Origin of the sequence: Gaiella sp., from assembly GCF_035710885.1 — a bacterium.
Lineage (GTDB): Bacteria > Actinomycetota > Thermoleophilia > Gaiellales > Gaiellaceae > Gaiella.
This window is the reverse complement of record NZ_DASTCS010000015.1, coordinates 1-22,478: the sequence shown is the minus strand read 5'-3', so window position 1 is coordinate 22,478 and position 22,478 is coordinate 1. Positions and strand designations below refer to the sequence as shown.

At 69.4% G+C, this 22,478-nt stretch carries 19 protein-coding genes; 6 read left to right on the top strand and 13 right to left on the bottom strand.

Annotated elements, in window-relative coordinates; translation table 11 throughout:
• Positions 1-348: 348 nt before the first annotated feature.
• Complete coding sequence (locus VFO26_RS03175) at positions 349-987, bottom strand: Crp/Fnr family transcriptional regulator (protein WP_325113432.1); 639 nt, start codon at positions 985-987, stop codon at positions 349-351.
• Between the two features lie 489 nt (positions 988-1,476).
• On the opposite strand from VFO26_RS03175, the gene VFO26_RS03170 reads away from it, so the two are divergent.
• From VFO26_RS03170 to VFO26_RS03150, 5 genes are all read left to right on the top strand, one after another.
• Positions 1,477-1,857 carry a DUF488 domain-containing protein gene (locus tag VFO26_RS03170; RefSeq protein WP_349259035.1) on the top strand — a complete coding sequence of 127 codons (381 nt, stop codon included), beginning with the start codon at positions 1,477-1,479 and terminating at the stop codon, positions 1,855-1,857.
• A 240-nt stretch (positions 1,858-2,097) separates the two neighbouring features.
• The gene (locus tag VFO26_RS03165) at positions 2,098-3,894 is read left to right on the top strand and encodes a glycoside hydrolase family 15 protein (protein WP_325113430.1); all 1,797 of its coding nucleotides are present in this window, start codon (positions 2,098-2,100) and stop codon (positions 3,892-3,894) included.
• A complete protein-coding gene (locus VFO26_RS03160) occupies positions 3,891-4,370 on the top strand; it encodes a hypothetical protein (protein WP_325113429.1) in 480 nt (159 codons plus the stop codon). Before VFO26_RS03165 ends, VFO26_RS03160 begins: the two co-directional genes overlap by 4 nt.
• Positions 4,371-4,686: 316 nt before the next feature.
• Complete coding sequence (locus tag VFO26_RS03155) at positions 4,687-7,065, top strand: bifunctional salicylyl-CoA 5-hydroxylase/oxidoreductase (RefSeq protein WP_325113428.1); 2,379 nt, start codon at positions 4,687-4,689, stop codon at positions 7,063-7,065.
• Positions 7,062-8,159, top strand: coding sequence for an acyl-CoA dehydrogenase family protein (locus VFO26_RS03150; protein WP_325113427.1), 1,098 nt, complete (start codon positions 7,062-7,064; stop codon positions 8,157-8,159). Before VFO26_RS03155 ends, VFO26_RS03150 begins: the two co-directional genes overlap by 4 nt.
• Here the strand turns inward: VFO26_RS03150 and VFO26_RS03145 are convergent.
• The 12 genes from VFO26_RS03145 to VFO26_RS03090 all read right to left on the bottom strand — a co-directional run bounded on the left by VFO26_RS03145 (position 8,156) and on the right by VFO26_RS03090 (position 21,800).
• Complete coding sequence (locus VFO26_RS03145; RefSeq protein WP_325113426.1) at positions 8,156-8,944, bottom strand: enoyl-CoA hydratase family protein; 789 nt, start codon at positions 8,942-8,944, stop codon at positions 8,156-8,158. The genes VFO26_RS03150 and VFO26_RS03145 overlap by 4 nt on opposite strands.
• Positions 8,941-9,636: an SDR family NAD(P)-dependent oxidoreductase gene (locus VFO26_RS03140; RefSeq protein WP_325113425.1), complete on the bottom strand. Its 696-nt coding sequence runs from the start codon at positions 9,634-9,636 to the stop codon at positions 8,941-8,943. The genes VFO26_RS03145 and VFO26_RS03140 overlap by 4 nt, the downstream gene beginning before the upstream one ends.
• On the bottom strand, positions 9,633-11,732 hold the full coding sequence (locus tag VFO26_RS03135) for a hydantoinase/oxoprolinase family protein (protein ID WP_325113424.1): 2,100 nt from the start codon (positions 11,730-11,732) through the stop codon (positions 9,633-9,635). The genes VFO26_RS03140 and VFO26_RS03135 overlap by 4 nt, the downstream gene beginning before the upstream one ends.
• Positions 11,732-13,285 carry a benzoate-CoA ligase family protein gene (locus VFO26_RS03130; RefSeq protein ID WP_325113423.1) on the bottom strand — a complete coding sequence of 518 codons (1,554 nt, stop codon included), beginning with the start codon at positions 13,283-13,285 and terminating at the stop codon, positions 11,732-11,734. Before VFO26_RS03130 ends, VFO26_RS03135 begins: the two co-directional genes overlap by 1 nt.
• A complete protein-coding gene (locus VFO26_RS03125; protein WP_325113433.1) occupies positions 13,282-15,405 on the bottom strand; it encodes a hydantoinase B/oxoprolinase family protein in 2,124 nt (707 codons plus the stop codon). Before VFO26_RS03125 ends, VFO26_RS03130 begins: the two co-directional genes overlap by 4 nt.
• A 123-nt stretch (positions 15,406-15,528) precedes the next feature.
• The gene (locus VFO26_RS03120; RefSeq protein ID WP_325113422.1) at positions 15,529-16,332 is read right to left on the bottom strand and encodes a creatininase family protein; all 804 of its coding nucleotides are present in this window, start codon (positions 16,330-16,332) and stop codon (positions 15,529-15,531) included.
• Entirely contained in the window at positions 16,329-16,706 is a 378-nt protein-coding gene (locus VFO26_RS03115) for a PaaI family thioesterase (protein ID WP_325113421.1), read from the bottom strand. Before VFO26_RS03115 ends, VFO26_RS03120 begins: the two co-directional genes overlap by 4 nt.
• Positions 16,703-17,107 carry a RidA family protein gene (locus tag VFO26_RS03110; protein ID WP_325113420.1) on the bottom strand — a complete coding sequence of 135 codons (405 nt, stop codon included), beginning with the start codon at positions 17,105-17,107 and terminating at the stop codon, positions 16,703-16,705. Before VFO26_RS03110 ends, VFO26_RS03115 begins: the two co-directional genes overlap by 4 nt.
• A complete protein-coding gene (locus VFO26_RS03105) occupies positions 17,104-18,129 on the bottom strand; it encodes an ABC transporter permease (RefSeq protein WP_325113419.1) in 1,026 nt (341 codons plus the stop codon). Before VFO26_RS03105 ends, VFO26_RS03110 begins: the two co-directional genes overlap by 4 nt.
• Positions 18,126-19,646, bottom strand: coding sequence for a sugar ABC transporter ATP-binding protein (locus VFO26_RS03100; protein ID WP_325113418.1), 1,521 nt, complete (start codon positions 19,644-19,646; stop codon positions 18,126-18,128). The genes VFO26_RS03105 and VFO26_RS03100 overlap by 4 nt, the downstream gene beginning before the upstream one ends.
• Before the next feature lie 50 nt (positions 19,647-19,696).
• Entirely contained in the window at positions 19,697-20,761 is a 1,065-nt protein-coding gene (locus VFO26_RS03095; protein ID WP_325113417.1) for a sugar ABC transporter substrate-binding protein, read from the bottom strand.
• 139 nt (positions 20,762-20,900) lie between these two features.
• The gene (locus tag VFO26_RS03090; RefSeq protein WP_325113416.1) at positions 20,901-21,800 is read right to left on the bottom strand and encodes an MBL fold metallo-hydrolase; all 900 of its coding nucleotides are present in this window, start codon (positions 21,798-21,800) and stop codon (positions 20,901-20,903) included.
• Positions 21,801-21,893: 93 nt separating this feature from the next.
• Here VFO26_RS03090 and VFO26_RS03085 point away from each other — a divergent pair, with 93 nt between their 5' ends.
• Complete coding sequence (locus tag VFO26_RS03085; protein ID WP_325113415.1) at positions 21,894-22,283, top strand: carboxymuconolactone decarboxylase family protein; 390 nt, start codon at positions 21,894-21,896, stop codon at positions 22,281-22,283.
• Positions 22,284-22,478 lie beyond the last annotated feature (195 nt).

Genomic DNA, 22,478 nt, shown 5'->3' with positions numbered 1-22,478 from the left:
GAGCCGCCGGCCTGCCACCTATCGCGAACCTGGATGCAGCCTCGGTCGGCGTCCGTGATTGCCGTCGGAGTGTGGACCGATTCGAGAGCCTCTCCGTGTGCTGCCGGTTCCGTCCGGGGGCGGGCTCAGACACCCGGGATCTCCACTCTGAGCCGCGTACCCGCGCTTGTTGTCGATTCGATCTGGTGTACGCCGTCGACGAGGACGCTGTGACCGAGCTGGTCGAGGGCCTCGCGGCCTGCGATGCGGGTCACGGCTGCGTCACCGCGACTGCGGGCGGTCGCCGCGGAGGCGCGTCATACCGCCGTGGGCGCGAGCATCGGCGGCGCGGCTCGGACTTGGGAGATGTCACGGCGCGAACAGCGCGTCGGGCTGCACCAGCAGTCGGTACGTGCGGCCCTCCCGGACAAGGAAACCTGACCGCTCGAGCCGGTCGACGGCGCGCGAGACCGTCTCCCGGGCCGAGCCGATCATCTCGGCGAGCAGGTCGTGAGTGACCGGAAAGTCGAGTCTGACGCTGTCGGTCGCGACCCGCCCGTGCTCGCGCGCGAGCTGCAGGAGCTTCCCGCGTACCCGCTCGACATGGCGGACACTGGCGAAGTTCGCGAGCGAGACCTGCTTCTGGCGGAGCGTCGCCCGGAGTGCGTCCGACACCGCCGCCGTGAGGGCTGGGTACCTCAAGAGCCCGGCGTACGTCGCCTCGGAGACAAGCGTGACACGTGCATCGACGAGTGCGTGGAGCGTCTCGCCCGGCAGCGGCGCCGGCAGCAACGCGCCGGCGCCGGCGTGGCAGAGGACAACGCCGCGCGTCTTCACTCTCGTGCTCCTAATGATGACAAAGCCCTCCTCGACGATCAAGAAAGACGCGTCGTCCGTCGCCTCAGCCGGCTGCTCGGCGCCTGCAGCCAACCGGCGAACCGACGCGTTGGCGAGCAGAGCCGAGCCCTCGGCGCTCATGCCGGCAAGGTCGTCGAAGAGTGTGCTCACGAATGCTTCTCTCTGTTGCAGGTGCATTGCCGTCTTCGGAACAGTGGGTGTCGTCTGCGCGAGCGGTCCTTACGTCACATACGGAGCAAACGTCGATGTGGACCTCGCGTCTGACATCGCACGGGAAGCTGTTCGCGCCCGCCCTGGCGGGAGAGCCGGGCGAGAGTTGGGTTGCCTGCGTCCCGCATATGGGCTCCGTCCCCCATGGCGACGGCGTCGCGGGTCCGCGAAGCTGTCGTCAGTAGGAAAGTGTGCGGCCCGTCGACGAAGGAGGTGAGAGCAATGGGAGCGTTCCTGGTCTTGGCTTTCCTCATCCTGGTCGCTCCGCTGTCGTACTTTTTCGGCGTCGACTCGCGCCTGTCGACCGACCGCGGATCGGCCACCACGAGGCGCTGAATCCGCGCGTGGGAGAGCGGGCCGGACGGTGAGAAGGGGGCGCTCGTGTCGGTCGAAGCATCGCGGTTCCAATCCGAACGAATGCAAGGAGCGATGGTGGACGTGCGGACGAAGCGCGCTTACGACCCGCCTGAGGACGGGGACGGCCGGCGCGTGCTGATCGACAGGATCTGGCCGCGCGGGGTCTCCCGGGAGCAGGCACGCCTCGACGACTGGGCCCGTGAGCTCGCACCGAGCGGCGCGCTCCGCACGTGGTTCGGCCACGATCCCGCGCGGTTCGGAGAGTTTCGGCGCCGATACCTGTCCGAACTCCTGGCGCACGAGCCGAAGGTGCGCGAGCTCCGCCGGATCGCGCGCCACGGCACCTTGACGCTCGTCTACGGAGCGCGAGACACCGAGCACAACGATGCCGTCGTGCTCGCCGAGCTGCTGCGGCGAGGTCGCCGGCGCGGTGATCCGGGGCACGCGTCGTGAACGACCAACCGGATCCTCGCCACGCCGTCGATGAGCTCCAGGACCACCACCGCGTGAGCAGTGCAGCGAGCCGTGCCCGCTGCCGCCGTTCACAGACCGGAGACACCGCCATCGTCCACCTGCTGGAAACGGTGAACGCAGGCCTCGAACGCATGTCCGAACGATGGTCGACCGGCTCGCGGGCTTCGTCGACGACCGATCCGACGTAAGGTCGACCGGCGGGTAGGCACTCATCGAAGGATGGGAACGGACCGCGACAGGGGGTATCTGCCAATCCGCGACTACGCGGCGATCGGTGACGGTCGCACCGTCGCGCTGATCGGCAGCGACGGGGCGGTCGACTGGTTGTGCCTTCCCGATCTCGACTCTCCAAGCGTGTTCGGTGCCCTGCTCGACACCGACCGCGGAGGTCGTTTCACCTTGGCGCCGACGGTGCCGTACGAGGTGAGGCGGCGCTACGTCCCGCACACGAACATCCTCGAGACCACCTTCACGACGTCTGGAGGCAGCGTGCGGGTGACGGACGCGCTGACGCTGCCGGGCGGCGAACTCAGCCCCTATCGCGAGCTCGCCCGGCGGATCGACGTTGTTGCCGGGACGGTGCCGATGGAGTGGCGCGTCGAGCCCAGGTTCCAGTACGGCTCCGAGACTGCCTCGTTCACCGTCCGCGGTGGCGTCCCCGTGGCTGCGAGTGGCCGCGACGCGCTCGCGGTGCTGAGCTGGGAGGCCGGTACCACGACGGTCGACACGACCGGCGTCGGCGCGCGCTTCGTCGCACAGAGCGGGTGCAGCAGCATGCTCGTCATGAGCGTGGCTCACCTCGAGCCGCTCGTCTTTCCGACGCGTGCCGACGTCGAAGACCGGCTCGCCGGGACTGCGCGCCGGTGGGAAGCCTGGTCCGAATCCCGCGCGTACGACGGAGCCTGGCGCGACGCCGTCCTTCGCAGCGCGCTCGCGTTGAAGCTCTTGGTCTTCGCTCCCTCGGGAGCGATCGCCGCGGCCCCGACCACGTCGCTGCCCGAGCAGCTCGGAGGCACCCGAAACTGGGACTACCGCTTCTCGTGGCCGCGCGATTCCGCGTTCACGTTGCGTGCGTTGCTCTCGCTCGGCTGCGCGCCCGAGGCGCGCGCGTTCTTCTTCTGGCTGCTGCATGCCTCACAGCTGACGCATCCTCACCTTCACGTCCTCTATCGACTCAACGGGCGGGTCGAGGCGGACGAGCGCGAACTCCCGCTTGCGGGCTACCACGATTCGACACCCGTTCGGGTCGGCAACGGCGCGGCCGAGCAGCTTCAGCTCGACGTCTACGGTGAGATGCTGGCCGCGGCGGCGCTCTACGCACGTTTCGCCGGCGGCCTCGATCGTGACCACGGCCGACGCCTCGCCGAGGTCGCGAACCTCGTCTGCGAGCTGTGGCGCGAACCCGATGCGGGGATCTGGGAGGTGCGTAGCGAGCCGGCTCACTTCACGCAGTCGAAGATGATGTGTGCGGTTGCGCTCGACCACGCCGTCCAGCTCGCCGAGAGTGGTCACTTGCCGAACCGTGACGTCGCACGCTGGCAGCGCGAAAGCGCGAGCGTGCGGAAGTACGTGGAGACGAACTGTTTCTCCGAGGAGAAGCAGGCCTACGCTCGTATTGCCGGAGAAGACGAGGTCGACGCATCGCTCCTGCTCGCTGTCGTCCACGGCTACGACCGCGCGGACTCGCCGCGACTGGTCGGTACCGTCGACGCAGTTCGTCGCGAGCTGGCGGACGGGCCGCTCGTGAGGCGCTACCTGGGCGGGGACGGCCTCCCCGGCGAGGACGGTGCGTTCCTCGCCTGTTCCTTCTGGATGGTCGAGGCGCTCGCGCGGCAGGGTCGCGTCGGTGAGGCGACGACGATGATGGGCGAGCTCGTCGAGCTCGCCAACGACGTCGGCCTATACGCGGAAGAGATCGACCCCACGACGGGCGACTACCTCGGCAACTTCCCGCAAGGACTCTCGCACCTCGCGCTCGTCAACGCGGCCGTCACCCTCGAGGAGGCCGCCGAATGATCTGGGGAGCGCTCCTGGGCGGCTTTCTCGGCACGGTCGTGCTCACGACCACGCTGCGCGCCGCCGGCGAGCTCGGCCTGACGCGGATGGACCTGCCTTTCCTGCTGGGCACGGCCGTGAGCGCCGACCGCGTTCGCGCGAAGCTGCTCGGCTACGCCCTCCACTTCGTCTTCGGGCTCGTCTTCGCGCTCGGCTACTACACGGTCTTCGTCGTCGTCGACCGCAGCGGCATCCTGCTCGGAGCGCTGCTCGGCCTCCTCCACGGGCTCTTCGCGGGAACCGCCCTCGTCAACATCCTGCTGCCCGCCGTCCACCCGCGGATGGGCACGGGCTTCGAGGCCGCAGGACAGCACCCGCTCCTCGAGCCGCCGGGGTTCATGCTGATCAACTACGGCCGTCAGACACCCCTGGCGACGATCGTCTCGCACATCGCCTACGGAGCGATCGTCGGCGGCTTCGTCGGTGTGTCGAGCTAGTCGACGCGGCAGGGCGGCTCCTCGTGTCGTGGTCGAGCTGGAGGTCGCGGTGGATCGCTCCAGAGGAGGTCGGCGCCGGTTGCTGAACGCCTGCCGGGCGGGCAAGCAGTGCGCCGACCAGACGCGGATCAAGGCCTGCTTCCAGAGCAGCTGTTTTCTGTCCAGGTGGGTAGCTCGAGGCGAACTCGGCGCGGCAGGGTGTCGGGTCGACGAGGCCGGGAATGCCGAAGCCGGCGCCCGACGACAGGCCCCCGCACTGCCGGTCAGCACCATTTTCCGTAACACGACACGGATGTCGCTGGGGATATAAAGACTCATGCGCATCGCGTGCCTAGGTGGCGGGCCCGGAGGCCTCGTGTTCGCCATCCTGGCCAAGAAAACGCTCCCTGGCGCATCGGTCGAGCTCTGGGACCGGAATCGCGCAGGGGCCACCTACGGTTTCGGCGTTGTCTTCTCGGACGAGGCGATGGACGCGATTCAACGCGCCGATGATCCGGTGCACGCGGCGATCGTCCGCGACTGCGCCCACTGGGGGCAGATCGACGTTCACCTGAACGGACGCGTCTACACCTCCGGCGGCCACGGCTTCTCGGCTCTCTCACGCTCTGCGCTCGTGACCCTCATGCAACAGCGGGCGGGTGACCTCGGCGTCATGCTCCACCACGAATCGGAGGCGCCGCACCCGGACGAGCTCGAAGGCTACGACCTGATCGTCGGAGCGGACGGAGTCAGCTCGGATGTGCGTGCCGCACACGCGGATGTGTTCGAGCCGTCTGTCGAGCCGGGCGCGTGCAAATTCATCTGGCTCGCCACCGACCAGGCGTACGACGCCTTCAAGTTCTTCATTCTCGAGACGTCCCACGGCATCGTCCAGGTGCACGCCTACCCCTACAACGAGCGCGAGTCGACCTTCATCGTCGAGATGCGCGAAGAGGTCTGGCGGCGCGCCGGCTTCGAGCGTTTCGCGTCCGCGGCCTCGAGGCCGGGCGACAGCGACCTGGAGAGCGTCGCGATCCTGAAGGACATGCTCGCGGAGCTGCTCGATGGCCACGAGCTGCTGGCGAACAACTCGAAGTGGCTGAGCTTCCCGACGCTGAAGGTCGAGCGCTGGTTCCACGACAACATCGTGCTGCTCGGCGACGCCGCGCACACGGCGCACTTCTCGATTGGTTCGGCGACGAAGCTCGCGGTGGAGGACGCGACCGAGCTCGTGTCGGCGCTTCTGCGCGAGGACGGTGTCCCGGCCGCCCTGGTCGCCTACGAGTCGGCGCGCAGGCCACTCGTGGCGAGCACTCAGCGCGCTGCCGCCGCCAGCGCCCAGTGGTTCGAGGACCTACCGCAGTACGTTCACCAGGACGACATCCAGTTCGTCTTCAACCTGCTCACACGCAGCCGCCGGATCACCTACGACAACCTGCGCCTGCGCGACGACCGCTTCGTCGGGGAGGTCGACGATTGGTTCGCCCACGAGGCGCAGCGGCAACTGGGAGCGCCGGCGCCCCTGTCGCAGCGGCCGCCAATGTTCATGCCGTTCCGGCTCCGCGATCTCCAGCTCCAGAACCGCGTCGTCGTCTCGCCCATGGACATGTACTCGGCGCTCGACGGCTACGTCGACGACTTCCACCTGGTGCACCTCGGCTCACGTGCCCTCGGCGGCGCCGGGCTCGTGATGTCCGAGATGCTCTGCGTGTCGCCCGTCGGGCGCATCACGCCGGGCTGCGCGGGCCTCTGGGAGGAAGCCCAGGTCACGGCATGGAAGCGGATCGTCGACTTCGTGCACGCGAACTCGGACGCACGGATCGGCGTCCAGCTCGGCCACTCGGGCCGCAAAGGCTCGACGAAGCTGATGTGGGAGGGCGTCGACCTGCCGCTCGAGGAGGGCAACTGGCCCCTGCTCGCACCCTCGCCTCTCCCCTACCTCCCCGTATCTCAGGCGCCCAAGGAGATGGACGATCGGGATTTCGCGGACGTGCTCGAGCAGTACATCACCGCCACGAGGCTCTCGATCGAGGCGGGGTTCGACCTGCTGGAACTGCACATGGCGCACGGCTACCTGCTGTCGAGCTTCCTCAGTCCGCTCTCGAACCGCCGCACCGACCGTTACGGCGGGTCGCTCGAGCAACGCGCGCGCTTTCCGCTCGAGGTCTTCGACGCCGTTCGGGCGGTCTGGCCGGCGGAACGGCCGATCTCGGTGCGCATCTCCGCGACGGACTGGGTGCCGGAGGGCTTCGAGCGCGCGGACGCCGTGGCCTTCGCGGCGATGCTGAAGCAGCACGGCTGCGACATCGTGGACGTCTCAACCGGCCAGACGACGCCGGACGCGAGGCCCGCCTACGGCCGCAGCTACCAGACGCCGTACGCCGACGCGATCCGGCACCAGGTCGGCATCGCGACGGTGGCTGTCGGCGCCATCTCGAGCCACGACGACGTCAACAGCATCCTGCTCGCTGGGCGCGCCGACCTCTGCGCGCTGGCGCGGCCGCACCTCTACGACCCCGCCTGGACGTTGCACGCCGCCGCGGAACAGGAGTACGGCGGCGACGGGGCGACCTGGCCGATCCAGTACCGCAGCGGCTCGAAGCGGCCCAACACGGGCCGGCGGGACATGGGGGTCGAGCCGAGCCCGTTCGAAGAGCCCGACCGCACGGAGCCGCCGCAGCGTTGGCGGCCGAACGTGCCCACACGCGCGCGGTGAGTGCCGTCGAGACGGAGATCAGGCGGCTCGCACGCGACGTGCTCGCACCGCTCGCACACGCGGGCGAGCCGGGGCGCGTCAACCGCCCGCTGATTCGCGCGCTCGGCGAGCACCGCCTCCTGGAGCCCGTGCTGCCGCTCGACGGCAAGACGTCGGCGCGCGAGCTCTGTCGGATCCGCGAGGCGATCGCGGTCGAGTCCGCCGAGGCGGAGACGGCATTTGCCTGCCAGGGTCTCGGCACGCATCCGATCCTGCTGCACGGCCCCGCCGAGCTGGCGTCCAGGTGGGTCACGGCTGCCGCCGCCGGCGAGGCCGTCGCCGCCTTCGCCCTCACCGAGCCCGAGGCGGGCAGCGACGTCGCGTCACTCGCACTCGCGGCAGAGCCCGAAGGCACGGGCTGGCGCCTCACGGGCGTCAAGAAGTGGATCTCGAACGCTCCTGAGGCGGACTTCTACACGGTGTTCGCACGCACGACCGCCGGCGCCGGCGCGCGCGGGCTGACAGCCTTCGTCGTCGAGGCGGACGCCGAAGGAGTGTCCGGCCGATCGCTCTCGCTGGTGGCGCCCCACGCAATCGGGACGCTCGAGCTCGACGGCGTACTCGTCCCGCAGGAAAACGTGCTCGGCGACGTCGACGGGGGCTTCAAGGTCGCGATGGCCACCCTCAACGTCTTCCGTCCGAGCGTGGGCGCTGGAGCGGTCGGGATGGCGCAGGCCGCGCTGGACGCCGCGGTCGCCTACACCGGTGAGCGGGAGGCCTTCGGCCGGCGGCTGCAGGAATTCCAGGGCGTCTCGCACCAGCTGGCCGATGCGGCAGCCCGGCTCGAGGCGGCGCGGGCGCTCGTCGCCAAGGCGGCGGCCGCGTACGACGAGGGAGCCGACGACGTGCCCAAGCTCTCGGCGATGGCGAAACTCGTCGCGACCGAGACCGCCCAGCAGGTCGTGGACACCGCGATCCAGGTCCACGGCGCGGCTGCGCTCGAGGCCGGGCACTTGCTCGAGCGCCTCTACCGCGACGTTCGCGCGCTGCGCATCTACGAGGGCGCCTCCGAGATCCAGCGGGAGATCATCGCGAGACGCCTCTATTCGGCCTAGCGCCCCTCCCACGTCGGCTCGCGCTTCTCAGTGAACGCCGCGTGGAACTCGCGGTAGTCACGCGTCGCCATCAGAAGCGCCTGCGCCTTGGCCTCGAGCTCGATCGCGCTCGCGAAGTCGAGGTCGAGCTCGCGAGAGAGCAGTCGCTTCGTCTCGGCGTAGGCGAGGCCCGGGCCGGACGCGAGCCGCTGCGCGAGCGCAGAGGCCTCGCCCAGCACCGCTTCGTCGTCGACGAGCCGCGTCACGAGGCCGTAGCGGTCGGCGGTCTCGACGTCGATCGTCTCGCCGAGCAGCAGCAGCTCCGAGGCGCGACCGAGTCCGACGACGCGCGGCAGGAGGTACGCCGCCCCCATGTCCGCGCCGCTCAGGCCGACCTTCGTGAAGAGGAACGCAAACGTCGCGGAGCGCGCCACGACGCGCAGGTCGGCAGCGAGCGCGATCACCGCTCCTGCGCCCGCGGCGGTCCCGTTGACGGCGGCCACGATCGGCTGCGGGCAGGTGCGCATCGCGTGGATCACCGCGCCGGTCATCCGCGTGAACTCGAGGTGCGACTCGGCATCGGCCTCGACGAGCGGGCCGATGATCTCGTGGACGTCGCCGCCGGAGCAGAAGGCGCGGCCGCGGCCTGTGATGACGACTGCGCGCACGTCCGCGCGCTCCGGCAGTCCCTGGAAAAAATCGCGGAGGTCGCCGTAGACCTCGAATGTGAGCGCATTCAGGCGCTCCGGCCGGTCGAGCGTGACCGTCGCGACGCCGTCCGCGACCTCGAGCGCGAACGAGTTCACACTCCGCCCCCGTCGAGCACGAGCGCGTGACCGTTGACCGCCGCGGCGAGATCCGACGCCAGATACCAGACTGCTTCGGCCACCTCCTCCGGCTCGAGCAGCCGGCCGAGCGACGTCGACGCCTCCAGCGTGGCCAGCGCCTCCTCGCGGCTGCGTCCGGTCTGTTCGGAAATGCGCTCGAGCGTGCGCTCGGTCATCGGCGTGCGCACGTAGCTGGGGCAGACCGCGTTAGCCGTCACGCCGCTCCCCGCCACCTCGGCGGCCACCGCCCGCGTCAGGCCGACGGCAGCGTGCTTGGACGCTGTGTACGCGGCCACGTAGCGCCCGCCTGCGAGGCCCGCAGTCGAGGCGACCGTGACGACGCGGCCGAAGCCGCGCTCCACCATCCCGGGCACGGCTGCGCGTGTGCAGAGGAACGCGCCGGTGGCGTTGACGTCGAGCTGGCGCCGCCAGTCGGTGAGTGTCGTCCGCGCGAGTGGCGCCGACTCGGCGACGCCCGCGTTGTTCACGAGGACGTCCACGGCACCGATGCGCTCGAAGAGCTTTGCCACGGCGTCTTCGTCCCCCACGTCGCACACCTCGTCCACCTCACCGGGGGTGCGCCCTACCGAGACCACCCGGTCGCCCTCGAAGCGCGCGCAGACTGCTGCGCCGATTCCCTTGCCGCCGCCCGTCACCACAACCGTCCTCAACGGTCCACCGTGAGGACGAGGTTGCGATGCTCGTCCAGACGTGCAGTCTGTGCGGGCGGGACGACCAGTGTCGTGATCGGCGTCCAGACGATGGCTGGGCCCGGAATCGCGTTCCCAGGGCGCAGGCGCTCGAAGTCGTACCCCGGCACCTCTTGGACCTGGCTCGACTTGTCCACCCACGCCTCGACGCGCTCGACGAGCGCCTCTGAAGGGTCGGTACTCGCGAGCTGCTCGACGAGGAACTTGTGCTTGCTGACGACGCCGATGCCGCGGACGCGATAGCTCACGAGCTCGATGCCCGCCTCCCGGTAGGCGGACTGCGGCCCGTACTTCTCCTCGTACAGCCGCTCGAACATGTCGACCGTCTGCTCCAGGGAGTCGGCTGTCACCTCGGTGCCGACGAACGGCGACGTGAGGATGTGGACCTGGCGCCGGTAGCGCATGTCGACCGCGCGGTTGAGCCGCATCTGGCTGCGGTCGAAACCCTCCGCCTGCAGCTGCGCAACGATCCGCTCCTCGAGCTCGGCGTAGATCCCGGCGATCGCCTCCACGTCGAACGGCGCCCGCAGCGGCTGCGTGATCTGATCCTCATGGGCGATGTCCGAGGTGACGAGGCCGAAGGCGCCGTGCACCGAGGCCGTGTACGGGATCACGATCTGCGAGACGCCGAGGTGCTCGCCGTAGGCGCCCACATGCATGCCGGCAGTGCCGCCGAACGAGAAGAGCGCGAAGCGGCGCGGATCGAGACCGCGCTGCACGGTCGTCTTGTGCAGCAGGTCGTAGAAGAGGCTGTTCGCGAGCTTGTACATCGCCGCCGCGGCCGGGATCAGCTCGAGGCCAAGTGGCCCCGCCACCTTCTCCCCGAAAACCCGCCGCGCCTTGGCGATGTCGAGTTCGGCACGGCCACCCAGGAAGTACGCGGGATTGAGGTACCCGAGGATCGCGTCGATGTCGGTGATCGTCGGCTCCTCACCGCCGTGCGCGTAACAGACCGGGCCCGGATAGGAACCGGCGCTTCTCGGGCCGATGCGCGGAGTTTCAGTGCGAGCGTCGACGGAGACGATGCTGCCGCCCGCGAGGCCGAGCGAGACGACGTCCATCTTCGGCAGCGCGTAGTGGTAGCGCAGCACCATCGACTCGCGCTGGTACTCGATCAGGCCCTCGCGGACCGTGCCGACCTTGAAGGTCGTGCCACCCATGTCCGCCGCGATGATGTTGCGCAGGCCCAGCTGCTCGCCGAGCGCCTGCGAGCCGACGAGACCGCTGACGGGACCTGACTCGATCATGCCGACCGGCCGCTCGGCCGCCTCGTCGACCGGCAGCAGGCCGCCGTAGGCCTGGGCGACGAGCAGCTGGCCCCTGAAGCCATGCTCGACGAGGTTCGACCGGAGGTTGTCGAGGTAGCCGTGCACGACCGGGCCGAGACGCGCGTTCAACGCGGCCGTGGAGGTTCGCTCGTACTCGCCGACGACCGGGGCGATCTCGTGCGAAAGCGTGAGAAATGCCTTGGGCGCGATCCGCCGTACGACCTCCGCGACCTGCTTCTCGGTCTGCGAGTTGACGAACGACCAGAGCGTCGAGACGCCGATCGCCTCCACGTCGGCGTCCACGAGCGTCTGCACGGCCTGCTCGATGTCGGCGTCCTGCGCTGCCGCCTTCACCGCGCCGTTCGAGTCGATGCGCTCGCGGATCCCGACGATCAGGTTGCGCGGCACGATCGCCGGCAGCTTGTCGGTGTCGATGGGATTGCGCTTCTCGTCCTCGGTGAGGCCCGACCAGCGGCCGTAACCGCCGCGCATCGCGAACAGCGTGTCCTCGAAGCCACGCGTCGTGACGATCCCGGCCTTGGCGAGCGTCCCGTCGACGACGGCGTTCTCCGCCACCGTGCTCGAGTGGAGGAAGAGCCGCGTGCTCGCGAGAATCGTTCCGACGTCCGTGCCGAGCTCCTGCGCGGCCGTGCCGAGGGCGTCCTGGATCCCACCGGAGAAATCCGGTGGCGTCGAGAACGCCTTGCCGAGGGTCACGTCTCCGTTCTCGCCGACGACGACGCAGTCGGTGCAGGTTCCGCCGATGTCGATGCCGACGACGTAGTCCACTAGGCGCGAGCCTCCTGGCGGTTCCCGAGCGACTTCCGGTCGACCTTTCCCGACGCCGTCCTGGGCAATTCGGACATGAAGCGGACGTCACGCGGGTACTTGTGCGGTGAGAGCTCCGACCGAACGAAGTCCTGCAACTCGCGCGCATCGGGCTCATGGCCTTCGCGCAGGACGACGAACGCAGCGGGAAGCGTCAGGCCCCCCTCCTCGTAGCCGACGACCGCAACCTCCGCAACGGCCGGGTGGCTACGTAGGCAGTTCTCGACCTCGAGGGGCGCCACCCAGATCCCTCCGACCTTCAGCAGATCGTCGGCCCGGCCGCGGTACCAAAAGAAGCCGTCGGCATCGCGTACGAAAAGGTCGCCGGTGCGGACGGTGTCGCCGTGGAAGGTGCGCTTCGAGCGCTCGTGGTCGCCCCAGTAGCAGAGGCCGGCGCTCTCACCGGACATCCAGAGCTCGCCCGGCTCACCGTCGGGAACTGGCCGCTGGGCGTCGTCGAGCAGCTTTGCCTCGTAGCCGGGCACGACCTCGCCCACGCTGCCGGGGCGCGCGCGGCCGGGCCGGTTCGAGAGGTAGATGTGGTACAGCTCGGACGAGCCGACGCCCTCCAGCACCTCGACGCCGTACGTGTCGAACCAGCGCCGATGCACCTCCTTGGGGAGCGCCTCGCCCGACGAGAGGCAGAGCCGCAGCGACGAGAGGTCGCGCTCGCGGCTACCGGGATGCTCGAGCATCGCGCTCATCATCGTCGGCACCTGCACCATGATCGTCGGACGGTGGCGTTCGATCAGGTCGAAGAGAAGCTCCGGGGTCGAGCGCTCGGGGAACACGATGCCTGCCGCGCCGACGCCGAAGGTGAAGAGCGTCGCCGCGTCACGCGCGTACCCGAAGAAGAGCTTCGGCACGGGCAAAACGATGTCGTCCTCGGTGTAGCCGACGACGTCGACCGCGAAGCTCTCGTGTGAGATCAGAGCGTCGTGCATGAGGTGGCAGACGGCCTTCGGCTCGCCGGTCGAGCCCGTCGTGAACTTCCAGAGCGCGGGGTCGTCCTTCCCCGTGCGGGCCGGCTCGAGTGCGTCCGGGGCCGCGGCGGCGGCTTCCTCGAAGGACGTCTCACCCAGCCCGGCCTCGGCGCCGACCACGAGGATCGACGGCGCCGGCGCAAGCCCGCGCACGGCCTCCCGCACGTTTGCGAGCGTCGTCCCGTCCACGATGACCACCCGCGCCCGCGAGTAGCCGAGGTAGTACGCGTAGTCCTTGGCCGGGAGGAACGTGTACGCCTCGGCGACGACCGCGCCCACTTTCAGCGCCGCGTACCAGCATGCGACGAACTCCGGGCCGTCGGAGAGCGCGAGCAGGACGCGGTCCTCCGGGCGCACGCCGAGCCCGAGCAGCACGTGTCCGGCGCGGTTCTGCAGCGACGCCAGTTCGCGGTACGACACGCTCGTGGCGCCGTACAGCGCGACGCGGTCGCCGCGACCCTCGTCGACGTTGCGATCGAGAAACCAGCTGGCCAGGTTGAAGTCGCGCGGGATGTCTTCGTGCCGGATCACGCGTCCGGCCAGCTCCGCACGCGGTCGTGGAGCGGCGGGTCGTCGCCGGCGGCGAGCTCTGCGTCCAGAAGCGTCGCGCAGCCCGGGCAGAAGGCCTCGATCAGAAAGAACTCTCCGGCGACCGTCCTGTTCGGGCCAGTCTCCTCGACGGGTAGGCGGCGCAGGACGGCATGGTCCTTCCAGTCCGTGCCCGCGGGCGCGACCTCTGTGCCGCACCACGTGCACTGCGTCGCATCACTCGCCGTGCGCTGGAGATACTCCGCGAGCCGCTTGCCGGTGCGTGGCACATCGCTCCTCTCGTCCGCGGCCTCGAGGGGTCGGCCAAGCCGCTCGGCGCGCAGCTCGCGCCGCCGCGCCCGCGTCGCGTCGCCGTCCACCGAGCCCGCGGCGACCACGACGCCGTAGATGTCGCGTGCGGGCCCGTCGGTGACGAGGCCCGCGAGCACGTCCCTCAGCACGAGCTCCGGCTCGCGATCGAGCGGATCGCCGTAGCCGCCGCCGCCCATGAATCGGACGTACTGGACGTCCCCGTCGTGGAGCTCGAGCGTCCCCCAGAACTGATCGAACTGCTCCGAGCCGCGCAGCTCCTCGAGCCGGTCGGGTAGCTCGTGGACGTTGGCCTGGCGGAAGGTCGTGTAGCCCACGTTGCAGCCCGGATAACCGCCGAAGATGCCGAGGCTCATCGGCGCACGGGTGCCCTTGCCGAAGAGCACGAGCCCGACCTCGTTCGCCCCGTTCGGCGTGAAGGCGTACTCATGGCAGACGCCGCCGCGGTACTTGCCCGGGCCGCCCGAGTCGGGCACGGCACGGCGGAAGAGGTAGCGAATCGGCGTGTTCAGCTCCTGACTCTCGGCGTTCGCCCAGCGCGAGACGATGTTCGGGATCTCGCCGCCCATGTCGACGCCGTCGGCGAAGGCGCGCGCGCCGGCGGCACCGCAAAACGTGTCTGTGAGCGGCGCGACGAAGAACTCTCCCTCCGCCGTGAAGCCGTGCGTCTCTACGTGCGCGTGGCTGCCGTGCCAGACCGCGGTCGAGCGGTGCGCGTAGCGCTCGCTTGCCCCGAAGAGCTTCGAGAGCACGAGCGTCGAGAGGTTGTTGACGATCTGGATCGTGCCGACGGTCGCGATCGAGATCGGCGCCGGCCGGATGCAGTTCACGATCGTCCCCTCGGGCGCGATCAGCCTGATCGGCCGCGTGACCCCTTCGTTCCACGTCACGTCCCACGCCAGCAGCGGGAAGATCGGCGCGAAGAGGCCGCCCCAGGTCGCCCAGTAGGAGCAGTTGACGCCGAGCTCCACCTGTGGGCTCGATCCGGTGAAGTCGTACGTGAGGGTGTCCCCTTCCTTGGTCGCAGTCAGCTCGACCTTCGCGTTCGCGCCGGGCATGTCGATGTACTCGCGCACGCGCCACTCGCCGTCCGGGAGCTCCGAGAGCCGGTTGCGAACGAGCTGCTCGGACTGCCGGATCAGCTCCTCCGAGACGGTTTCCACGACGTCGACGTCGTAGTCTTCGTAGAGCTCGAGCATGCGCTGCTTCGCGACGTGGTTCGCGGCGAGCTGCGACTTCAGGTCGAGCTGCGTCATGCCCGGGTCGCGCACCATGTTGAGGAAGGTGTCCAGGACGTCCCGCCGCATGCGCCCGCCCTCGACGAGCTTGAGCCCCTTCGACTGGAAGCCCTCCTGGTAGTTGTCGCGCGCGCTCGGAGAGAAGCCGCCGGGGTCGATCGCGCCGATGTCCGTCACGTGGACGAAATTGGCGGCGAAGCCGGTCAGCCGCCCCTGGAAATGGATCGGCGAGATGAGGTACACGTCCGGCGGGTGCAGAGCGGCCGTGTAGGAGTCGTTCAGGAAGTAGACGTCGTCCTCGTCGATCCCCGGGTCGTCGGAGTACGTCTGGAGAATGTGCTTGACCGCCTGCGCGGCGCTCGTCAGATGGTGGAGGAACCCGACCCCGCCCACCATCAGACCGCCGTCCGCCTTGTAGAGCGAGGCCATCAGGTCGTGACCCTCGTTTGTGATCGGCGATCCCGAGACGTTCTCGAGCGCGATGATCGCCTCGTCCATCACGCTGTAGAGCTTGTGACGGATGATCTCGAAGGTGACCGGGTCGACCTTCGTCATGGAGGCCACGCGCGTGCTCCTTTCCCGTCCGTCGCCTCAGAACTCGAATCAGAACGACGCCTCGAGCCGTCGGGGCGCCCTGGGCGGCGCGCTGCCGACGAAGCGTCATTCGGATTCGAGTTCTCAGACACGGCCGAACAAGCCCGACTTGTCGCGTCCGCCCGTGCCGGCGACGAGCGCGCGGACGAGCTCGATGGTCATCTCCGCGAGCACCTCGAAGGTCGTCTCCCCTTCCGCCGCCGTCGCCTCGGCGGGCGCGCCGCAGTAAGCCTGTGAGAGGCCCATCTCCCGGAAGTCCTTCATCCCCGCGGCGATCACCCGGGGCAGGCTCACTGGCACGTACTCGAGCCGCGCCATCGCCTCGCGGTCGACGAGCTCGGGCGTCTGCGCGAGCACGAGGGACGTCTCGTAGCGTCCCGCATGGCACTCGCCGAGCTTGAACTCCTCGGTCAGCCGCTGGGCGCGCTCCTTACGCGTGAGGTCGAGGTAGCCGGCTCGAACGCCGTTCTCCTCGAGCTCGTCGATAGCACGGTGCAGCGTCTGCACGTGCTCGGGCTCGAAGTGATTGTTCACGAGCACGACGTGCGGGAAGCCCTGGCCTGCGAGCGACGTGCAGACGTCGACGACGATCGCCTTGAGTGTCTCCTCGCTCACGTGGATCGCCCCGGCGAATCCGGCGCTGTAGCGGGTGACGGCGTACGAGAGTGTCGGCAGGATCAGCACCCTCAGCTCCGGGTCGTCGGCGAGCTTGCGCGCGACCCGTTCGGCGATCCCGATCGAGATGATCGGATCGGTCGCCAGCGGCGAGTGCGGCCCGTGCGGCTCGGTCGAGCCGACGGGCCAGAGGAGCACCGGCGCGCGCGGCGAGTCGATGATCTCCTGGATGCGGACGTGCGGGAGGTCGGCGAAGAAGAGCTCCTCGCTCATGCCGGCTCCGCAGGCCGGACGGCGACCGTGATTCGCGACGTCGCGCAGAGTGCGCCCGCCGCCTCGGTGAAGCTCACGTCCCATACCCACGTGGTGCGGCCGCGGTGAAGGCGGGTCGCCTCCGCACGGATCATGCCGCTCGAGACCGGGCGGAAGAAGCTCGTCAGGTTCGAGAGCCCGAGCGCGAGATAGCCGTCCGGTCTCACCATCGCCGCCGTCGCATGCGAAGCGATCGACTCCGCGAGCGCCGCGTAGACGCCACCGTGCACCACGCCGAGCGACTGCAGGTGGCGTTCGTCGATCTCGACCTGGGCCTGCGCCACCTCGGGCCCGAGCTCGGTGAGCTGAAAGCCGAGGACATCGTCGAGCGTCACGGGATCACCGCCGTGCAGACGATCTCGACCAGCGCCGCCGGATCGTACAGCCGTGTGACCTCGAAGAGCGACATCGCGGGGTAGTGGCGGCCGAAGACCGTGCGGTAACGCTCACCGATCTCGCGTCGCTCCGTACGGTAGGCCTCCACGTCGGTCGTGTAGATCTGGATCGCGACGGCGTGCTCCGGCGCGCCGCCCACGGCGCCCAGCGCGCCGGCGACATTCTGCAGCGCGAGCTCGAGCTGCTCGGCGATCGTCTCGCCGCGGCAAACGCCGTCTGCGTCGCTTGCGATCTGCCCCGCGACGAACACGAGCCGCCCGGGCGCGGCGACGACGACGTGGGTGTACCCGGCCGGCGCAGCCAGGCCGTCCGGGTTGACAAGCTCGTGCGAGGCCGTCACAGGCCCGTGCCCCTCCGCCGGCGGAGCCCGCCCTGCTGCTGGATACGGTCGATCGAGATCGCGACGATCAGGATCGCGCCGGTGACGACCTGCTGCCAGAAGCTCGAGACGGCCGCGATCGAGAGCCCGTTCTGGAGCGTGCCGATGAAGAGGACGCCCACGGCTGTGCCGGTGACGCCGCCGACCCCGCCGAGGAAGCTCGTGCCGCCGAGCAGGACCGCGGCGGCCGCGTCGAGCGGCGTCGACTCGCCGACGAGCGGGCTCGCCGCGCCCAGGCGCCCGGCCTGGATCACGCCCGCGATGCCGGCGCAGAGGCCCGCGATCGCGTAGACCAGGATGAGTGTGCGCGCGACGTTGATCCCGGACAGTCGCGCGGCCGCGATGTTTCCTCCGACCGCGTACACGTCGCGCCCGAAGTAGGTCCAGCGCAGCACGACGAGACCGACGACGTACGTCGCGACCATGATCCACACCGGGTACGGCACGCCGGCGAGCTTGCCGAAGCCGATTCCGTCCACGAAGCCGGAGGTGATGTACGTCGTCTCCGTGTCGGACCAGATGTTCACGATGCCGCGATACAGCGAGAGTGTGCCGAGCGTGACGACGAAGAAGGACAGGCCGACCTTGCCGATCAGCACGCCGTTGATCGCCCCGCCGATGAGCGCGGCGATCAGGCAGGTGAGCAGCACGGCAAGCGGTGCGGCCAGCCCCCAGTCGTTGAAGAGCGTCGAGAGCACGATTCCCGACAGCGCGAGCAACGAGCCCACGGACAGGTCGATGCCGCCGGTCAGCACCACGAACGTCATCCCGATCGAGACGACGAAGAGGATCGAGCTCGACGTGAGCAGGTTCTCGATGTTCGCCTGCGAGAGGAAGTCCGGCTGGGTCATGGAGAAGTAGGCGAAGATCCCGAGGAGAAGGAGCAGGACCACCGCATAGCGGCTCGACGCCGACCACACGCCGGCCGCGTGGTCGAGTACGCGCTGCCGCTGGGCGTCCGCGACGGGCGCCTCGGCGGTCACCGATGCCCTCCGGCGAAGTGGGCGATCCGAGCCTCGGTGGCCTCGTCCCGCGACAGCTCCGCGGCGACCCGGCCGCGAAACATGACGATGACCCGATCGCAGAGCGTCAGCAGCTCCGGGTTCTCGGACGAGGAAACGAGGATCCCGACGCCGCTCTGGGCCACGTCGAAGAGTAACCGGTAGATCTCGCTCTTCGCCCCGACGTCGACGCCGCGGGTCGGCTCGTCGAGCATCAGGACCCGCGGCTCGGTCGCAAGCCACTTCCCGAGCACGACCTTCTGCTGGTTGCCGCCCGAGAGCGTTGCCACGGGCACCCGCGACGAGTGCGCGCGGATGTGCATTCCGTCGAACGAGGAGCGCACGATCGGCAGCTCCCGCCGGGCGGCCGGACGACGCGCCCGCGAGAGCCGGGAGGTGGACGCCATCACCAGGTTCTCGCGCACGCTCATCTCGAGCACGAGACCGTGCAGCTTCCGGTCTGCGGGAACGAATGCCACGCCGTTGCGGATCGACTGGCGGGGATGCTTGAACGCGACTTCCGCTCCGTTGACCTCGACCACACCGGCGGTCGGCCGGTGGAGCCCGAACAGCGCCTCGAGCAGCTCGCTCCGCCCGGCGCCGACAAGGCCCGCCAGCCCGACGATCTCACCGGGCGCCACCTCGAGATCGACCTCGGCGAAGCCACGCGGAAGCGTCAGGCCGCGGACCCGCAGCGCAGCGGTGCCCTCTCGCTCCTGCGCCGGGGGCGGCTCTATCTCCTCGAGCGCGCGGCCCACCATGAGGTGGATCAACTTTGGCCGGTCGAGCTCCTCGATCGACGCCTCCGCCACGGTACGGCCGTCGCGCAGGACGGTGACGCGGTCGACGAGGTCGAAGACCTCCTTGAGTCGATGCGAGACGAAGATGGTCGCCACACCCTCCCGGCGCAGCTTGCGGACGAGGCCGAAGAGCGCCGCCACCTCGTCGTCCGTCAAGGAGCTCGTCGGCTCGTCGAGGATCAGGACCCGTGCGTCGATCGAGAGAGCGCGCGCGATCTCGACCATCTGCTGCTGGTCGGGGCGAAGTCTGCGGACGGGCAGTGACGGGTCGACGTCGAGACCGAGCCGCTGTAGGGCGGCGAGCGCGCGACTGCGCGTGCCGCGCCAGTCGATGACGGGACCCCGCTTGGCCATCCGATGGCCGAGGAAGACGTTCTCGGCGATCGAAAGATCCTGCGCAAGGGTCGTCTCCTGCGTCACCGTCGCGATGCCGGCCCGCAGCGCGTCGGTCGGTGTTCGGAACCCCGCCGGTCGCCCGTCGAGCGTGATCGTGCCGGCGTCGGCCTGGATCTGCCCCGACAGGATCCTGAGCAGCGTCGACTTGCCGGAGCCGTTCTCGCCGACGAGGGCGTGCACCTCCCCTGCCCGCACCGCGAGTCGCGCGCCGCGGAGGGCGTGTACGCCGCCGTAGCGCTTGTGAAGCGCCTCGCCGACCAGGAGGGGCGCTGATGGTGACGAGGGCGAGGCAGATGCCGACATCGATGGGGCGAGCGGTGGGGCGGGGTTCGCCCGCCCCACGTCACAGGTTGTTACTTGATCGCCTTCAGCTGCGCGGCCCAGCTCGGGATCGAGCCGACGTTCGCCTTGGTCACGAGCCGCCCCGGCCGCAAGACGATGTGCGGCAGGGGGAGGTTCTGCTTCGTGATCAGGCTGTATGCAGCACGGGCCGTCTGCACCCCGATGCCGATTGGGTCGACCTGAACCGTCGCTGCCAGCCGTCCGGCCTTCACGCCGCTGATCCCGTCGCTCGAGCCGTTGAGCCCGATCACGGTCACTCTGCGGCCCGCGCTACGCGCGGCGATGATCGCCCCGAGGGCCGAGGGGTCGTTGTAGCCGATCACGGCATCGATGTCCGAGTGGCGCTGGAGCAGCGCGTTTGCCGCCTTCTCGCCGCCCGTGACGTCGTCGGACGGGTTGTCCTGGCTGCCAACGATGGTCAGACCCGCCTTCTTCGCCCAGAAGGTCTCCCGCTGCACCAGGTACTTGATAGCCGGGACGGGGATCCCGATGCCGATGATGCCGACCTTGGCGTTCGGCTTGACCTGCTTCAGCACCTTTGCCTGCAAGTAGGCCTGCGTGTCGCGGCTCTGCCATACCTGCGTCGTGATCAGCGGCACCTTCTTCGTGCTGCCGAAGCTCGCGTCGATCGCGATCACCGGCACGCCCTGCCGCTGGGCCTGCCTCAGCACTGGCGTCGTCGCCTTCGGGTCGAGCGGATAGAAGATGATCACGCCGACCTTCTGTGCGAGCAGCTGCTGCATGTTGGTGACCTGCTTGTCCGGGCTGAGCGCGTCGTCGAGCGTGATGACCCGGCACCCGTAGCGCTTGCCCTCGGCAACGACCGCCCGCTGCAGGAAGCCGAGGAACTCGTTCGCCGCGATGGGGTTCTGGAAGCCGATCGTGCAGGACCCTCCCTTCTTGACCGGCGTCTTGAACGCGGTCGGCAGCTTTGACTCCACTCCCGTGTAGCCCGCGGGAATCGCGTCGGAGCCGCCGCTCGCGGCGAGCGAGCTAGCGACGCCGGCGACGCCGGCGGTCAAGACGGAGAGCGCGACAGCCGCAATCAAGCCGCCGCGCCGTAGACGTGTGGTCACCTTGCCTCCTCCTCGTACGTTCGAAGAACGCAGTTCGCGCGGGGCCCCATCGACGGGGGGCGCCACGCATCCGCCACCGCCTTTCCAGGCAGTCATCGGACCACATCGAGTGTGACATGTCAATGAGCCGGTCGGCCCCCTAGCCCGTCCGCTCGGCGTGAAAGGAGCGGATGCCGAACGCCACCCACTCGGGCTGGATCCAGTCGGGATAGCGCTCGTGGATGCCGGGTTCGATCGCCGCGACCGCCTCGTCGGCGCTTGCACCGGCGTCAGCCTGCGCGAACGTCAGCTCGCGCAGGAGCTCGTGGTATTCGCGCGCGTCGGTGATCGCCGATATGTCGCCGACCTCGCCGTGGCCGGGCACGACCTGGCGTGGTCCGAGCCCCTCGAGCCAGCGCAGGACCTCGATCCAGAGGCTGCCGTTCACGTCCGCGTCGTCGGGCGGGAAGAACGGGTAGATCGGGAAGATCCGCGACTCGACGAGGTCGCCCGTGAAGAGGATCCGCTCCTCAGGGAGCCAGACGACCTGGTCGCCGCGCGTGTGCGCGAGCCCCCGGTACAGGAGCTCCACGCTGCGGCCGCCCAGGTCGAGCTCGGTCCGGTCGCCGTCGTACGTCTCGTCCGGCTCCACGAGCTCGACGCCCTCGAGCGCGTCGGCAACGAGCGGCCCGAACGTCTTGAACATCTCGACGTACGCGGCGCCCTTCTCGCGAAGCTCCTCGAGCTGAGAGCGGTTGTAGACGGTGTGCGCATCGCGGAAGACCTGCAGGCCGAACCCGTGCTCCGGATGAAAGTGCGTCGTCGTGACGACGAGTGGGCGGCCGCCCGCCTTCTCCTGCGCCGCCCGAAGCACGCGCGCGCCGTTTCTCGGGCCCATGCCAACGTCCACGACCAGCGTCCGTTCCTCACCGACCACGATCCCGATGTTCGGCACGAGCGGCACCCGCCGGTCGGGAATGATCCACACGCCCGCAGCGATCTCTCGGATCTGCGTCTCGTCCACGTCGGGCGCGGGCGCGCTCGGGACAGGGTCGCTCATCATTTCCTCCCGGTGACTCGCGGGTTCTCGTGCTGCGATCGAATCTGTCATGTCATGGGGACCGGGGCAACCGGGACCTCTATGCTCGCCCAAGTGGGCTCGATTCCAGACCGGTACACGCGCGGCCTCGACGCCTACGCGTCGCAGTTCGGGATCCCGCGCGAGGACGTGCCTGGATGGTTCGCCGAGCGCTTCGGTGAGCGTTTCACCGAGGAGGCGATCAACACTGCCGGCGGCGCCTGGCCTGCGAACGACGTCCTCTCCCTGCGCGACCGCAGCCTGATCGTGGTCGCCGCGCTGATCACGCAGGGCGGGGTCGAGAGCAGGCTCCGCGCGCACGTGCGCTGGGCGATCGAGCACGGCGCGACGCGCGCGGAGCTGGATGCACTAGTGACGCTGCTCGCGGTCTACTCTGGGTTTCCGCGAGCGTCCGTCGGCATGGAAGTCGTGCGTGAGGAACTCGACCACCTCGAGGCCGAGTAGGCCCACGACCGATCGAGCGTCTGCGGACGCGACATGGACGGTTCGGGATCGAGAGGAACGTCGGTCCATCCGAGCGAAACGCTCCGGATCGCACTAAGGCGGGTGCCGTCGGGCACCGACGCTGCCCCCAGGCCCTCCGCGCCCAACGCGGGCATGCGATCGCGCTAACCACCGGCGCCGTCACACGTCCTGCCC

Bases quoted from the DNA above. Each gene is read 5' to 3' on its own strand.
- VFO26_RS03170 (WP_349259035.1), top strand. From the start codon at position 1,477: ATGGTGGACGTGCGGACGAAGCGCGCTTACGACCCGCCTGAGGACGGG.
- VFO26_RS03165 (WP_325113430.1), top strand. From the start codon at position 2,098: ATGGGAACGGACCGCGACAGGGGGTATCTGCCAATCCGCGACTACGCG.
- VFO26_RS03160 (WP_325113429.1), top strand. From the start codon at position 3,891: ATGATCTGGGGAGCGCTCCTGGGCGGCTTTCTCGGCACGGTCGTGCTC.
- VFO26_RS03155 (WP_325113428.1), top strand. From the start codon at position 4,687: ATGCGCATCGCGTGCCTAGGTGGCGGGCCCGGAGGCCTCGTGTTCGCC.
- VFO26_RS03125 (WP_325113433.1), bottom strand. From the start codon at position 15,405: ATGACGAAGGTCGACCCGGTCACCTTCGAGATCATCCGTCACAAGCTC.
- VFO26_RS03120 (WP_325113422.1), bottom strand. From the start codon at position 16,332: ATGAGCGAGGAGCTCTTCTTCGCCGACCTCCCGCACGTCCGCATCCAG.
- VFO26_RS03100 (WP_325113418.1), bottom strand. From the start codon at position 19,646: ATGTCGGCATCTGCCTCGCCCTCGTCACCATCAGCGCCCCTCCTGGTC.
- VFO26_RS03090 (WP_325113416.1), bottom strand. From the start codon at position 21,800: ATGAGCGACCCTGTCCCGAGCGCGCCCGCGCCCGACGTGGACGAGACG.